Annotated in this window: 14 protein-coding genes; 5 read left to right on the top strand and 9 right to left on the bottom strand. The window is 67.2% G+C overall.

All coding sequences use genetic code 11. The features are described 5' to 3' along the window. Window positions 1-88 precede the first annotated feature (88 nt). Window positions 89-736 carry a triose-phosphate isomerase gene (tpiA, locus tag NJQ98_RS09105; protein WP_262177960.1) on the bottom strand — a complete coding sequence of 216 codons (648 nt, stop codon included), beginning with the start codon at window positions 734-736 and terminating at the stop codon, window positions 89-91. 105 nt (window positions 737-841) lie between these two features. Between tpiA and NJQ98_RS09100 the strand changes: the two genes are divergently transcribed. Next, window positions 842-1,399, top strand: coding sequence for a response regulator (locus NJQ98_RS09100; RefSeq protein ID WP_262177959.1), 558 nt, complete (start codon window positions 842-844; stop codon window positions 1,397-1,399). Here the strand turns inward: NJQ98_RS09100 and NJQ98_RS09095 are convergent. Both NJQ98_RS09095 and NJQ98_RS09090 read right to left on the bottom strand, forming a co-directional pair. Then, on the bottom strand, window positions 1,396-1,923 hold the full coding sequence (locus NJQ98_RS09095; RefSeq protein ID WP_262177958.1) for a multiprotein bridging factor aMBF1: 528 nt from the start codon (window positions 1,921-1,923) through the stop codon (window positions 1,396-1,398). The two genes, NJQ98_RS09100 and NJQ98_RS09095, sit on opposite strands and share 4 nt — an antisense overlap. Before the next feature lie 184 nt (window positions 1,924-2,107). After that, entirely contained in the window at window positions 2,108-2,758 is a 651-nt protein-coding gene (locus tag NJQ98_RS09090; RefSeq protein ID WP_262177957.1) for a hypothetical protein, read from the bottom strand. A gap of 146 nt (window positions 2,759-2,904) precedes the next feature. Here NJQ98_RS09090 and NJQ98_RS09085 point away from each other — a divergent pair, with 146 nt between their 5' ends. After that, on the top strand, window positions 2,905-3,198 hold the full coding sequence (locus tag NJQ98_RS09085) for a DUF8011 family protein (protein WP_262177956.1): 294 nt from the start codon (window positions 2,905-2,907) through the stop codon (window positions 3,196-3,198). A 166-nt stretch (window positions 3,199-3,364) separates the two neighbouring features. Continuing rightward, window positions 3,365-3,637, top strand: a complete 273-nt coding sequence (locus NJQ98_RS09080) for a HalOD1 output domain-containing protein (protein WP_262177955.1) — start codon at window positions 3,365-3,367, stop codon at window positions 3,635-3,637. A 140-nt stretch (window positions 3,638-3,777) separates the two neighbouring features. On the opposite strand, the gene NJQ98_RS09075 is transcribed toward NJQ98_RS09080, so the two are convergent. Genes NJQ98_RS09075 through hisC form a run of 3 tightly spaced genes read right to left on the bottom strand, consistent with a single transcriptional unit; the run spans window position 3,778 to window position 5,968 of the window. Then, complete coding sequence (locus tag NJQ98_RS09075) at window positions 3,778-4,386, bottom strand: CDP-alcohol phosphatidyltransferase family protein (protein ID WP_262177954.1); 609 nt, start codon at window positions 4,384-4,386, stop codon at window positions 3,778-3,780. Beyond that, window positions 4,383-4,889 carry an adenylate kinase family protein gene (locus NJQ98_RS09070; protein WP_262177953.1) on the bottom strand — a complete coding sequence of 169 codons (507 nt, stop codon included), beginning with the start codon at window positions 4,887-4,889 and terminating at the stop codon, window positions 4,383-4,385. Before NJQ98_RS09070 ends, NJQ98_RS09075 begins: the two co-directional genes overlap by 4 nt. Next, window positions 4,886-5,968: a histidinol-phosphate transaminase gene (gene hisC, locus NJQ98_RS09065; protein ID WP_262177952.1), complete on the bottom strand. Its 1,083-nt coding sequence runs from the start codon at window positions 5,966-5,968 to the stop codon at window positions 4,886-4,888. The genes NJQ98_RS09070 and hisC overlap by 4 nt, the downstream gene beginning before the upstream one ends. 141 nt (window positions 5,969-6,109) lie before the next feature. Between hisC and NJQ98_RS09060 the strand changes: the two genes are divergently transcribed. Together NJQ98_RS09060 and NJQ98_RS09055 are read left to right on the top strand one after the other, a co-directional pair. Continuing rightward, entirely contained in the window at window positions 6,110-6,565 is a 456-nt protein-coding gene (locus tag NJQ98_RS09060) for a transporter (RefSeq protein ID WP_262177951.1), read from the top strand. A 143-nt stretch (window positions 6,566-6,708) separates the two neighbouring features. Then, on the top strand, window positions 6,709-8,670 hold the full coding sequence (locus tag NJQ98_RS09055) for a PAS domain S-box protein (RefSeq protein ID WP_262177950.1): 1,962 nt from the start codon (window positions 6,709-6,711) through the stop codon (window positions 8,668-8,670). Window positions 8,671-8,676: 6 nt separating this feature from the next. On the opposite strand, the gene NJQ98_RS09050 is transcribed toward NJQ98_RS09055, so the two are convergent. From NJQ98_RS09050 to NJQ98_RS09040, 3 genes are all read right to left on the bottom strand, one after another. Beyond that, a complete protein-coding gene (locus NJQ98_RS09050; RefSeq protein WP_262177949.1) occupies window positions 8,677-10,080 on the bottom strand; it encodes a PAS domain-containing protein in 1,404 nt (467 codons plus the stop codon). Between the two features lie 3 nt (window positions 10,081-10,083). Next, entirely contained in the window at window positions 10,084-11,553 is a 1,470-nt protein-coding gene (locus tag NJQ98_RS09045; protein WP_262177948.1) for an ATPase domain-containing protein, read from the bottom strand. Window positions 11,554-11,632: 79 nt separating this feature from the next. After that, complete coding sequence (locus tag NJQ98_RS09040) at window positions 11,633-13,270, bottom strand: GMC family oxidoreductase (RefSeq protein WP_262177947.1); 1,638 nt, start codon at window positions 13,268-13,270, stop codon at window positions 11,633-11,635. Between the last annotated feature and the right edge of the window lie 50 nt (window positions 13,271-13,320).

Here is a 13,320-nt window from a genome sequence, read left to right as displayed (position 1 = left end):
GGCCGTTCCCGGATATGGTGGTTCCTATGAGGGCTATATAGCCCTCCGCATGGGACCGTCTGAAAGAAAACTGCTCGTAGGTGGACCGTCAGTTGAGCGGTGCGACGAGGTCTTCAAGCGCCGCGCGGGGGTCGTCGGCCTTCGCGACGCCGCTGGCCAGCAGGACGCCGGTCGCGCCGAGGTCGCTGGCGGAGACGAGGTCCTCGCCGGTGGAGATGCCGGCGCCACAGAGCACGTCCACGTCGCCGTCCACGCGGGCCGCGGCGTCGACGGCCCCGGTGACGATGTCGGGGTCGGCCTTGCTGACGGGTGTGCCGGTGCCGATGAGCTCCGGCGGCTCGACGGCGACGGCGTCCGGGCCGAGGGCGGCCGCGGCGCCGATCTGCTCAGGGTTGTTCGCACAGACGATGGTCTCCAGGTCGACGCGGTCGGCGGCGTCGAGCGAGGCGTCGATGTCGGCCAGCTTGAGGCGGTTCTCGGAGTGGTTCAGCATCGTTCCGACCGCGCCGGCGTCGGCGACGGCCTCGGCCAGCGTCGAGCCGGTGTGGCTGCCCTGCTCGTTCGGGCTGACGTGCTGGGCCCAGGTCTCGACGCCGGTCTCGGCGACGGACTCGATGTTGGCCGCCTGGGGGGCGACGGCGACGCGGACGCCGGAGTCGTCGGCGACGTCGGCCGCGGCGGTGGCTACCTCTATCGGGTCACACGGGTACGCCTTGAGGTTTACAAGGACGAACATGGCCGTAGACGCGAACGCCGCGGGGAAATAGATTGCGTGTTTCGGGCCGAGCGCCGAGGAGTGGGCATTAAGACACTGCGAGCAGTATCCCCCGAGAGAGAAGCTGTGAGCACAGGCGACGCGACTCCCACCGTACTCATCGTCGAAGACGAACAGCACCTCGCGGACCTCTACACCGACTACCTCACCGACAGCTTCGACGTCCGGACGGCCTACAGCGGCGAAGAGGGCCTCGAACGCCTCTCCGAGGACATCGACGTCGTCCTGCTGGACCGCCGAATGCCCGTCGTCTCGGGCAACGAGGTCCTGGCCGAGATAGAGGAACAGTCCCTGTCGTGCCGGGTTGCGATGGTGACGGCCGTCAACCCCGACTTCGACATCATCGAGATGGGCGTCGACGACTATCTCGTCAAGCCCGTCACGCAGCGAGAACTCACCGACGTGGTCGAGCGTCTCCAGAAGATAACCGCCTACAACGAACAGCTCCAGGCGCTGACGACCCGCAAGTTAAAGCGCAACGTCCTGCAGGTCGAGAAGACACGGACCGAACTCGAACGGAGCCAGCGATACCAGCGACTCCAGAGCGAAATCGCGGAGATATCCGACCGGGTGGACGAACTGGCCGCCGACCTGAACGTCGAAGAGGAAGACCTGCGCCTCTAGTCCTTCCGCTGGACGACGTCACCGAGCGTGTAGCTCCCGTCGCTTTCCCCGCCCGACCACTCCTCCTCGTCCGAGCTCCCGCCGGCGCTGAGGTCGATACCGAGTGACTTCTCGATTTTCGCCCGGACGTCGTCGCTGGGCAGTGAGTTGCCCTGTTCCAGCTTCCGGATGAGGCTCGCCTTCTCGTTGAGTCGCTGGGCCAGCTCCTTCTGGCTCAGCCCCTCGGACTCGCGGGCCGACCGAATCCGGTCGTCGAAGTCCTGTGCGATTTCGTCCATCTCGTCGAACATGTCCCGCCGGCGGCCGCCGCCGGAGGAACTGGACGTACTGGACGACGACGAGGACGACGAACCCGACCCGGAAGACGAAGTGGAGTACTTCGTCGACGTGGACGAGGAGGAATCCTCTGTCTTGAGTTCGGTACCGAATTCGGTACACTCGTCACAGACGTCGAGTTCGGCCCCCTCGATTTTGACGCGGCTCGGAGACGAAACCTCCTTGCCACACATCTCGCACTGAACCATACGGCGGAGTTGGAGAGGGTCCCGTATAAATGGTGCGCTGGGACCGAACGGGTGTCAGCCGTCGGAGCCGTCGCCGACCGCCGAAACCACCGCAACGGTCGGCTCGCATCCGATGCCCTGCGGGCCGTTGCCGGCGGTCACCAGTTCCAGCCGGGGGCATCGATGGGGTGGGGTTGTCGGCAACTCAGAGGCCGAAGTGTGTATCGCGCTCGGTGACCTCGTACCCCTGCGCGGTGAGCGTCGCATCGCGGTAGCGTTTCGCGAGTAGCTGCTGTGGGACGCGCCGGAGACCGAATCGGCGGTTAGAGGTGTACTCGACGTCGACGACCGTCTGTCCGTCGGCAGCACTGACCACCGCGGCGTACGTCGCCCAGGGGTCGTCGTTCATCCTGAGCTCCAACTCGACTCGGTGGTTCCCGTCCGAGGTGGGTTCCGTCTGCGTATGGAGCGTCGGTTTGACCGAGCGCAGACCGAACAGATACGAGGTCGTGTACGTCGGGACGCCGTCCTCGATGGTGACCGCATCGGCGGCCCCCCACTGCAGGGCGAGCACCGGCGGCGTCGGGCCCGTGAGCGCATCGAGGACAGTCTCTATGTCGTCGTCTGTTCGCAACCGCACTGTGCCCGTAGACTGCAGTATCGGCGCGCGTGCCACGACGAGCAACACGACGGCGACGATAAACGCCGGACCGAGTGAAGTCACGACGTACGCCTGGAGGAACAGCGATACCACGAGTATGACGACGAGTCCGCTGACGAGGCGCTCGCGTCTGAGATAGCGCTTGGCGACGCCCAGTGCGTCCTGGGGTCGCTCGACAGTCTCTGTGGAGGGCATCAGTCCCATCCGCGCTCCCCGGCTCATTAGCTCTGGTGAAACGCGCCGTACCGCTCACGCGGCCGCTCCCCGAGACGTTTCCAAACGGGGACCGAACGAAAAATCCCGTGTAGCCTTTATTTGCATCCGCCCGAGAGTGACGACTGATGCCCTCCATCATCGAGAAGCTCGTCCTCAGCGAGCCTGCAGGTCGACCGAGTTCGTGGGTCCAGTTCATCGCGTCCCTCGCGTTCCTGGGGATATACGCATGGAGCGTCAGTAACGGTGGTTCGGGCAGTTGGTTACTCGTAATGGCCGGGGCGGCTGCGCTGTCCGGTATTGCCGAGTCCCTCCCGAAAGAGCGACGGCGTGTGGCCGGTGTGTTCCGTCTCACGGCGATAGCGGCGTTGCTCTATCTCATCGCCGCTATCAGTTTCGTCCCCGAGTCCGTCTTCGGATGACCGTCGTCGGAAACACACTTTCAGCCCTGAAAGCCCGGCCCTGTACGTAAATACGGGCTGTATTCGCAAATAGCAGTTTGATACCTGTCGCTCGGATACAGTAGTACGGTTGTGCAACTCGAACAGTGTCTCGACCAGCCGCTCCGTCGCCGACTACAGTGATACTATGACAGAAACACATAACGACGAAATCGTTCGCCGGGAACTGGATACCGACATCGAGGAGCCGGCAATCGGGATAGCGGAAGTGGTTGCTGAACTCGAAGGAATTTCCGTGACCGAACTGCCGGCGACCTACAACTGCATCGACGGGATGCTCTCGGAGTTGTATTCGAATCCGCCGGAGCCGGAGGCCCAGATGACGGTCGAATTCACGTACGGGGGCTACCGCATCACGGTCGAACAGAGCGGTACCGCGGAGTTCATCCGCGTCTCGTGACCGCTGTCGGTACTGGTAGGTTTCCACACTCGACTGCACGAAACTCCATGGCGTCCCTCCAACCCACTGTCCGGGCCACTCACGCCGGTTCGTGTCCGTAGCAGGTGATTTACCGCTTCCACTACGGAATCAGTGAAACGTCACTCCAGCGCCGCCATCGCGTGGTAGAACCGCTGGAGCGCGGTGACGTGGCCGACGACGGCGAAGACGACGAGCAGCCAGCCGACGGGGTCGAGTCCGAAACCGGTCGGCCGGACGAACGCCGCGATACCGGTGACGATACCCACGAGAGCGAGGCGGTCCGCGCGCCCCAGCGCGCCCCCGTAGACGCGGTCCAGGCCGACGGCCTGGGCCTGGGTCCCCAGGTACGAGGTCATCAGGACCCCGGTGACGGCGGCGATGCCGAGCGCCCACTGCCCGATGCCCGCCGCCAGCCCGACGATGATGACGATGTCGGCGTAGCGGTCCAGCACGTGGTCGAGCAGGTCGCCCGCGGAGGAAGCGACGTTCAGTTCCCGGGCCAGGGCGCCGTCGACGAGGTCCAGCCAGCCGTTCAGGAAGACGAGGACGGCGCCGACGAGATACAGTATCGGCCGGCCCGCCGCCACGGCGTAGACGCCGCCGGCGGCGACCGCCAGCAGGAACGCGATGACGCTGACGCCGTTGGGGGAGAGCCCGGCCGTTCGGGCCAGCCCGACGAACGGGTCGAGCGCTCGGTCGGCCACGTGGCGGAATCTGTCGAGCGTCATAGCCAGTCCACGTAGGAGACGGTGCCGGCGCTCGGTTCGCGCTCCCCGCCGACGACGGCCGCTATCTCGGCGGCCACGTCGGCGGGGTCGCGGTCGGTCGTGTCTATCTCGTAGACGCTGTCGGTCCCGTGATGGTGGACGGCCTCAGAGAGGACGACGTCGAGCGCCTCCGACTCCGCGTTTTCGTAGGCCTTCGAGTCCGAGTCCCCCCGCTCGCGAAGGCGCTCGACGACGGTGTCGGGGTGGGCGCGCAGCACGACCACGCGGTCGGCCGCGAAGTTGTGGGCGAGGTGGGACTCGACGAGGACGTCGTCGCGGCCGTCGAGCCACGCCTCCAGGGCGTCCATGTCGGCGACGAGGCTCCCGCGTTCCTCGTCGGTCCCCGTCGAGAAGCCCTCGGACTTGATGACCTCGTTGAGATGCACCACGTCGAGGTCCGTCTCCAGCAGGTCCGTCGCCGTGGTCTTCCCGGTTCCGGGGGTCCCGGTGACGGCGACTCTCACGCCCCGACCTCCGCGATGGCGTCGTTGAGGACCGAGACCGCCCGTCTGGTGTCCGCTTTCGTCCCGCACGTGATACGGATGCACTCGGGGAGCCCGAAGGACGAGCAGTCGCGGACGATGACGCCCTCGGCCTGGGCGGCGTCGGCCACCGCCGCGGCGTCGCCGACCTCGGCCAGCACGAAGTTGCCCGCGCTCTCCCAGGTGGGCGCGTCGAGTTCCTCGTAGATGTACTCGCGGGCCCAGGCGGCCGTCTCGGCGCTGCGCTCGACGTGGTCGTCGTCTTCGAGCGCGGCCAGACCGGCCCGACAGGCCAGCTCGCTCGCGGAGAAGGGCGTGTTGATGCGGGCGTAGGCGTCGGCCCACTCCTCGGGGACCAGCGCGTAGCCCAGGCGGACGCCGGCCAGCCCGTAGGCCTTCGAGAAGGTCCGCAACAACGCCACGTCGTCGCGCTCGGAGAGGAGCGGCCGAGCGCTCTGGCTGTCGGTGAACTCGCCGTAGGCCTCGTCGACGAGGGTGAGCGTCTCCCCGTCGGTCCGCTCGGCTATCTCCCGGACGGCGTCGGCGGTGAACTCCTTGCCCGTGGGGTTGTGCGGGCTGGTGAGGTAGACGATTCGCTCGCCGTCGTAGTCTTCGAGTACTGCGTCGGCGGTCTGTGCGAAGTCGTCGGCCTTCGACAGCGTGTACTCAGCGACCTCGCCGTGGTGGTACCGGGCGCTCATCTCGTAGTAGGCGAAGCCGGGCGTGGGGACCAGCACCTCGTCGCCGGGCGAGAGCATCGCCCGGGCGAGACAGTCCAGGGCCCCGTCGCCGCCGTTGCCCAGCCAGACCTGTTCGGGGGTGACGTTCCATCGGTCGGCCAGCGCTTCGACGAGGTCGGCGTGGGACGACTTCGGGTAGTGGTGCATCCGCTCGGCCGACTCGCGGATGGCTTCGACCGCGAGCGGACTGGGACCGAACATGTTCTCGTTCGACGATAGCTTCACCATCGCGTCGGGGTCCAGACCGAGCTCGCGGGCGACTTCCTCGATACCGCGGCCCGCACGGTAGGCGGTGTGCGCGGAGAGGTCCCGTGGGTTCATGTACGGGCCAAACGGGCCGGGCGGCTTAAGCGTGCCCAACTGCAGGCAGCGGGCGGTCCGCCCCCGGCGTCGAAACGACCGCCGGCCCAGCGGGCGGACCGAGTACATGACGTTCAAGGGGTTCGGGCCCAACCACCGCACATGACGCTCGTCGACGCCGCAATCTACGCCACGCACCTCGTCTTCGCGGGCCTGTGGTCCGGCACCGTGTTGTTCACCAGTTACGCCGTCGTTCCGACCGCGATGAACGGCGACATGCAAGGCAGCGCCCTCGAAGCGATTACCGGCAAGCTCAGGACCGTCTCGCGGCTCAGCTCCGTCCTCCTGTTGCTGACCGGCGGCCACCTCGCCGCGACGCGCTACACCGGCGAGACCCTCTTCGGGACGGGTCGGGGCCACCTCGTTCTCGGGATGGTCGTGCTGTGGTTCGCCCTGGCCGCCCTCGTGGAAATCGGGGCCTCGAAGCTCGCGGACGGGCTCGCCCAGCAGAAGGTCCGCCAGCCGGCGGCCGACGCCCGCCCGCTCCTGCTCGCCGCCTCGGTGGTGGCCGTCCTCCTGCTCGTCAACGCCGGCGCCCTCCTCGGGCTCTACTACTGAACCGTCGCCGTTCGGTCTTCGCCACCCGCTCGTGACGGCCGAGAACGGATAGCTGTCCGATGAGCATACATAACGGTTTTGGCTATTATCGGAAGGGCGCAACGCGAGCAGCGTTTAGGTGAGAACGCGACAAGCGACGTGTAATGGGTCGTTATAGCTCGGGACAGTATGGAGAGACTGCCGGCCGTATCAAACGTTCGCCCCGCGCCGTGCCGGCGGTCGTCCTCACTGTCGGTCTCGACGCTGCCGTCTGCGAGGCGGTCGAAGCGGAACTGGACGGCGTCGACGTGATCACGACCCAGTCGGTCGAGGGGGCGATGGACGCGCTCGACTCGGAGCCGGTCGACTGCGTGGCGGGGGCGAGCGACCTGGCCGCCGGCGGAATCGAACTGGCGGAAGCGGTCCGGGAGAGCCACCCCGAACTCCCGTTCGTCCTCGTCGCCGTCGACGACACCGGACAGGTCAGCGGCGAGGCGATAAACGCCGGCGTGGACGGCTACGCCTCGCTGTGTGCCGACGGCGCCGAGGGGGTCGCGGCCCGAATCGAAGCGACGGTCACCAGCGACCGGAGCCGCGTGACCCGGGGACAGCTCGACGGTATCAAACAGGCGGTCGAATACGCGGCGGACGCCATCGTCGTCACCGACCCCGACGGGACCATCGAGTACGTCAACCCGGCCTTCGAGAAGCTGACCGGGTACGACCGGACGGAAGCGGTCGGTCGGACGCCGCGCATCCTCAAGTCCGGCGAACAGAGCCAGGCGTACTACGAGCGGATGTGGGACGCGCTCCTCGGCGGCGAAGTGTGGGAAGAGGAGATCGTCAACCGCACTAAATCGGGGGACCTCTACGTCGCCCACCAGACTATCGCGCCGGTGACCGGCGTGGACGGCACCGTCGAGAAGTTCGTCGCGATTCAGCGCGACGTGACCGAACACCGGCAGTTCGAATCTCAGATCGAGGCCTCGGAGGCGACGCTCTCACAGCTGTACGACACGACGTTCGACGCCGATACCCCGATAGAGACCAAGCTCCAGCGCGTCCTGGAGATCGGCGCGACCCACATGGACCACCCGGTCGGCTACGTCACCCGTATCGAGGACGGGACCCAGGAGATTCTCGCGTCGGTCGGCTCCAACGACCGTATCGAAGCGGGAGCGGAAGACCCCCTGGAGCGGACCTACTGCCGGAAGACGATAGCGAACGAGGGGCCGCTCGTGGTGGGGGACGCGAGCGAGGAGGGGTGGGAGGGCGACCCCGCGTTCGAGCGGTTCGAGCTGCGCTGTTACCTGGGCGCGGAGATACGCATCGACGGCGAGACCTACGGGACGCTGTGTTTCGGCGGCGAGGAGCCCCGGGACCGCGCAGTGCTGGAAATCCAGCAGTCGACCGTGAAGACGCTCGCCAGGTGGATCGGGTACGAGATAGACCGCCACCGGTACGAGCGGACCCTGGAGCGCAAGAACGAGCGCTTAGAGAAGTTCGCCAGCGTCATCTCACACGACCTCCGGAACCCGCTCCACGTCGCCCGGGCCAGGCTGGAACTGGCCCGTGAGACCGGCGACGACGACCACTTCGACCCCATCGAGCGGGCGCACGAGCGGATGGAATCCATCATCGAAGACACGCTCACGCTGGCCCGCGAGGGCGAGCTGGTCACCGAGGTGTCGTCGGTGTCGCTCGACACCATCGCGAGAGATTGCTGGGAGAGCATCGAGAGCGGCGCCGCGACACTGGAGACGAGCGGCGACGACGAGCTGCGAGCGGACCCCGGCAAGCTCCGGCACATCTTCGAGAACCTGTTCCGGAACAGCCTGGAGCACGGGGCCGGCGAGTCCGGAACCGTGACGGTGACCGTCGGGCCGACGGACGACGGCTTCTACGTCGCCGACGACGGGGACGGCATCCCTGAGGAACAACGCGAGCAGGTGTTCGAGCAGGGGTACTCGGACGGCGACGGGACGGGGTTCGGGCTCGCTATCGTCGAGACCATCGCGCGGGCACACGGCTGGTCGGTCGGCGTGACCGAGAGCGAGGCCGGCGGCGCGCGGTTCGAGTTCGATGTCGACGACCAGGGGACGACGGGACGCCCCCCGCTCCAGTGACGGTCCTCAGCGCAGGGGAATCCGTACGGTCACTGTCGTCCCGCTCGCGTCGGTCCGAATGTCGATGTCGCCGCCGACGTGGCTGATGAGCCAGTAGGCGAACCACAGCCCCAGGCCGGAGCCGTGTTCGAGCGGTTTCTCCGTCCCCTCCTCGATGACGCGCCGTTCCCGCTCGGGGATACCCGGCCCGTTGTCGACGACTGTGACCGTCGCGGTCGTCCCGTCCGACGCGACGCCCACCGAGACGCGCGGGGTGGCCGCGTCGGAGTGTCTGATGGCGTTCTCGACGAACTCGTTGAGGGCGGGCACCACCTTCGAATCGACGACCAGCGGCTCCGACGGGCCGTCCTCGACGCGTATCGCCGCGTCCGGGTTTGACTTCGCGTGGTCGTCGGCGATATCCGAGAGGGCCGCCATCAGGTCCCGTTCGGCGTCGGACTCCGCAAGCGAGGTGGCGAGCAGCTGCTGGATGCGGCTCGCCTTCTCGCTGATGTTGAGCAGCGAGACCATGTTGTCACGAATCACGTCGAGGTGGTCTGAGGATAGCTCGTCGCCGCCGACTGACTCCTGTAACACGTCGACGCGCCCGACTATGGTCGTCCCGTTGTTGCGGAGGTTGTGGCGGAGTATCCGGTGAAACACCGCGAGCTGTTGCTCCCGCAGTCGACGGTCGGTTATCTCCTCCTGGATGCCGACGAAGCCGCGTATCTCGCCGTCGTCCCGAATCGGCGAGATGGTCTGTGCGGCGATGAACCGCTCGCCGGACTTGCGCTCGTTGACGATTTCGGCGGTCCAGATGTCGCCGCCCTGGATGGTCTCCCAGAGGTCGTCGTAGAACGCCTCGTCCTGCTCCCCGGAGTTGAGGATGCGCGGGTTCCGGCCGACCGCCTCCTCGGACGCGTAGCCGGTCATCTCCTCGAAGGCCGGGTTGACGTACTCGATGGTCCCGTCGGGGTCCGTGACGAAGATGGCGAGCCCGGCGTTCTCGACCGCGTTCTCGAACCGGCGCAGCTCCGCGCTTCGGGCCCGGAGGTCCCCGGCGAGCTCCTCCGTCTGGGACCGGCGAACGAGGAGATTCGACAGCGTCCGGAAGAAGGCCTGCCGGTCCACCGGCGCCTGCACGACCTCGTTCACGATGAGGGGCCGGTCGGCGTCGTCGATGTCGGGCAGCGTGACACTGGCGGCGCTCCGGTCTCGCCGGACCAGCACCACCGGGCAGAACACCGGGTCGAGGTCGCGTTTGCGGGCCGCCAGGCGCTCGCGGTACCGGGCGAACGACGCGTCGTCGACGACGTACACGTCGGCATCCCGAACCGTCTCGTCGGTTATCGTCCCGTGGCGCTCACCGACGAGCGCGGCCAGGGCGTCCCGGTTGGCCTCGTCCGCGAGCAGCAGTTGCACCGTCGCCATCGCTCACTGGGCTCCGGACCGGTCGGGAATACCCTTGAACACCCCGTGCATCCCGGACACGGGGTCGCCGACTTCGAGGCCGTCGGCCGTGATTCTGAACCGCCGCGGGACGGTCTCGAAGCCGCCGACGCGCTTTTTCAACACGCCGACGACCCGCTGGAGCTCCCCTTCGACTTCGATGTAGTTCTCGAAGACAATGTTGTCGGCCAGATAGCTGACGCTCTCGCTCGTCGGCTGTGGGAAGCCGGTCACTTCCCGTCGCTGGTCTATCAGCACCACGGAGGTGTTCGCTCCCACGAGGCGCTGGATGAGCGCCCGGAGCCTGCGCCGCAGTTCCACGTCGTTTTCCCCGCCCTTGATGGCGCTTTTGTACCCCGATATCCCGTCGATGACGACGAGTTCGATGCCGTGGTCCCGGACTTTGGCCCTGACCTGGTGTGCGAACTCCTCGGGGGACAGCGACAGCGCGCCGACCTCCTCGATGAACAGCGACCCCTCCTCGCGCAGCCGCGATATCGGGAGCCCGAACGTCTCCGAGCGGTGGACGAACGTCTCGATGGACTCCTCGAAGAGACACGCCAGCCCCGGCTGCCCGTTCGCCGCCGCGTTCGCAAGGAACTGCGTGGCCGTCGTCGACTTGCCGATTCCGGCGGGGCCGCTGAGAATCGTTACCGTCCCGCGTTCGATGCCGCCGCCGAGCAGCGCGTCGAGTTCCGTGATTCCGGAGGCGAACTGTGTCGGCTCGAACTCCCGTTCGGAGGGGTCGTCGACGCCGGTCGGGTACACCTCGACGCCGTGTTCGCGTATCTCCATCCCGTGAGAGCCGTCCTGTTGGCCGACACCCCGGTGTTTCGGGACCCGGATGCGCCGGCCCGCTTTCTCCCCGTCGTGGCTGAGAACGACGACCCCGTCGCTGAGCGATTTCAGCTGCGTGTCCGTGTCCTCGCTGGGGGTCTTCGTCGCCAGGACGGTCGTCCCGCGGTCTTTCAGGAACCGCGCGAAGGAGATGAGCCGTTTGCGAAACTGGTACTCGGTCGGTTCGAGATACTGGAAGTGGGTAATCGGGTCTATCAGAATGCGGTCCGGGTCGACGGCCTCTATCTCCCGTCTGATGTCCGATATCAGGTAGCCGTCCTCGATGTCTCCCGGGCTGACGACGTCGTAGGAACCGCTCTCGGTGAAAAAGTCCGATTCGGGGCCGACGTCGAGGAACTCGGCGTCGTCGATGTCGATGCCGAGGTTCGCCGCGTTGGCGCGGAGGTCGGGGGCCGACTCCTCGCTGTGGATGAACAGGACCGTCTCGTCGGCGTCGAGCCCCGCCCTGAGGAACTGCGTCCCCAGCAGGGTCTTGCCGGACCCCGGCGGCCCGATGACGAGGTAGAGCCGGCCGTCGACGAACCCGCCGTTGAGGAGTGAATCGAGACCGGGAACGCCGCTCGGACGCTGCCCGAAACGGCGGTCGGACGGATACATACCAGCCACTTACGGACTCCCGAATATAAAACTCTGAATGGGTTCCCGGGTGTTGAAAAACGGCGGCGACGAGCGGTATCTACAGCCGCTCGCCGAGGTGGGCTGCGCATTTCAGCGCCAGCGCGGCGATGGTGAGCGTGGGGTTCATCGACCCCGCCGTCACGAACACTGACGAGGAGGCAATCGAGAGGTTCGAGTGGTCGTGACTCCGGAGCTGTGGGTTCACGACGCTCTCGTCGGGGTCGGTGCCCATCCGCGTCGTCCCCATGTGGTGGTAGGCGGGCCCGGAGCCGCCGTCGACGTTCGCGGTCCAGGCGATGTCGGCGCCCAGTTCGTCCAGCACCGCGTGCTGGATGGCGTTGGCCCGCGAGATGGAGCGGCGCACCCGGTCGCCCCACGACCACCGGATGTCCGGGACGGGGTTGCCGTGGTCGTCGGTGACTCTGGGGTCGAGCGTGACGCGGTTCTCCCACCGGGGCGGCTGGCCGACCAGCCCGCCCATCGCGATGCTGTTGCCGTAGGCGTCCCGAACCTCGTCGAGCATCGGGTCGCCCCAGTCGTCGCCGTTGAGCGCGATTTCGACCGGCGACGGTCCGGCGTAGTTCAGGAACTCCAGTTTGATGGGCGAGTAAGCGTCGTCGCTCTCGGCGACGACCGTCTCCCCGGTGCCGGCGTGCTGTATGGCGCCGCCCGGGTCGTCGTAGAACTGGTGGCTCTCGCTGGTGATGAAGCCGACGTGGTTCTGGCGCGTCTCGCGGTCGAGGGTTCCGCCCGAACCGGCGAAGAGGTGGTCCATGAAGTACCGGCCGACGGCACCCGAGGAGTTAGCCAGCCCGTCGGGGTGGTCCTCGTCGGCCGACAGCAGGAGGAGGCGCGGTATCTCGACGCCGCCCGCCGCGAGGACGAACTCCCGGGCCTCCTGCCGGTGTTCCGTCCCGTCCGGGGTGACGTAGACGGCGGCGCTAATCCGGTCGTCGGCGTCGGTTTCGAGTCGCTGGACCGGGACGCGGTCGATGACGGTCGCGCCCGCAGCCTCGGCGTCCTCGATGTGGACCGTCGCGTCGTATTTCGCCCCCGAGGGACAGACCGGCTGGCAGGTACCATAGCCCACACACTGGCCCCGGCCGTCGTAGGATTCGGAGTTACGGGCGTTGGGTACCGAGTGCAGCGTGATGCCGAGGTTCGCGCAGGCCTCGGCGAACAGCGAGTCGCTGTAGGAGGGCGGGAAGCCGGGCATGGGGTAGGGGCCGTCCCGGGCCGGCGCGAAGGGGTTGTCCTCGGCGACGCCGGCCACGCCCAGCGCCCGTTCGGCCTCCGCGTAGTAGGGCCGCAGGTCGTCGTAGCTGATGGGCCAGGCCGGGTCGTCGTTGTCGTGGTCGCCGGCGAAGTCGGCGGGGTGCATCCGCATCACCATCCCCTGCCAGTGGAGCGTCGACCCTCCGACACCCTTCACGCGGGAGACGTTCAGCGGATAGGTCCGGTTGCCGTTGTTGGAGTAGTCGTCGCGCTCGCCACCCATCTCCCAAATGTCCCCGCGCTCGCCGGGCCGAATCGACTGTTCCATCTGGTCCTGGCGGTCCTCGAAGTCGAAGCGCCTGCCGGCCTCCAGCACCGTCACGTCGTGCCCGTCGCTCGCCAGTCGGCTCGCGACGAGGGCGCCCGCCGGGCCCGCGCCGACGACACAGACGTCCGCCCGGTCGGTGGGGGCTCGCTGCATGCTGATTCCGATTAGGTTAGCCTAAACTTAGTGGTTGTCATCGCCGGCCG

It is taken from the genome of Haloarcula laminariae, assembly GCF_025457605.1.
Taxonomy (GTDB): domain Archaea; phylum Halobacteriota; class Halobacteria; order Halobacteriales; family Haloarculaceae; genus Haloarcula; species Haloarcula laminariae.
The sequence above is the reverse complement of the archived record's forward strand: the minus strand, read 5'-3'. Positions and strand labels throughout refer to the sequence as shown.

Bases quoted from the DNA above. Each gene is read 5' to 3' on its own strand.
- tpiA (WP_262177960.1), bottom strand. From the start codon at position 736: ATGTTCGTCCTTGTAAACCTCAAGGCGTACCCGTGTGACCCGATAGAG.
- NJQ98_RS09095 (WP_262177958.1), bottom strand. From the start codon at position 1,923: ATGGTTCAGTGCGAGATGTGTGGCAAGGAGGTTTCGTCTCCGAGCCGC.
- NJQ98_RS09090 (WP_262177957.1), bottom strand. From the start codon at position 2,758: ATGCCCTCCACAGAGACTGTCGAGCGACCCCAGGACGCACTGGGCGTC.
- NJQ98_RS09085 (WP_262177956.1), top strand. From the start codon at position 2,905: ATGCCCTCCATCATCGAGAAGCTCGTCCTCAGCGAGCCTGCAGGTCGA.
- NJQ98_RS09080 (WP_262177955.1), top strand. From the start codon at position 3,365: ATGACAGAAACACATAACGACGAAATCGTTCGCCGGGAACTGGATACC.
- NJQ98_RS09075 (WP_262177954.1), bottom strand. From the start codon at position 4,386: ATGACGCTCGACAGATTCCGCCACGTGGCCGACCGAGCGCTCGACCCG.
- hisC (WP_262177952.1), bottom strand. From the start codon at position 5,968: ATGAACCCACGGGACCTCTCCGCGCACACCGCCTACCGTGCGGGCCGC.
- NJQ98_RS09060 (WP_262177951.1), top strand. From the start codon at position 6,110: ATGACGCTCGTCGACGCCGCAATCTACGCCACGCACCTCGTCTTCGCG.
- NJQ98_RS09055 (WP_262177950.1), top strand. From the start codon at position 6,709: ATGGGTCGTTATAGCTCGGGACAGTATGGAGAGACTGCCGGCCGTATC.
- NJQ98_RS09050 (WP_262177949.1), bottom strand. From the start codon at position 10,080: ATGGCGACGGTGCAACTGCTGCTCGCGGACGAGGCCAACCGGGACGCC.
- NJQ98_RS09045 (WP_262177948.1), bottom strand. From the start codon at position 11,553: ATGTATCCGTCCGACCGCCGTTTCGGGCAGCGTCCGAGCGGCGTTCCC.
- NJQ98_RS09040 (WP_262177947.1), bottom strand. From the start codon at position 13,270: ATGCAGCGAGCCCCCACCGACCGGGCGGACGTCTGTGTCGTCGGCGCG.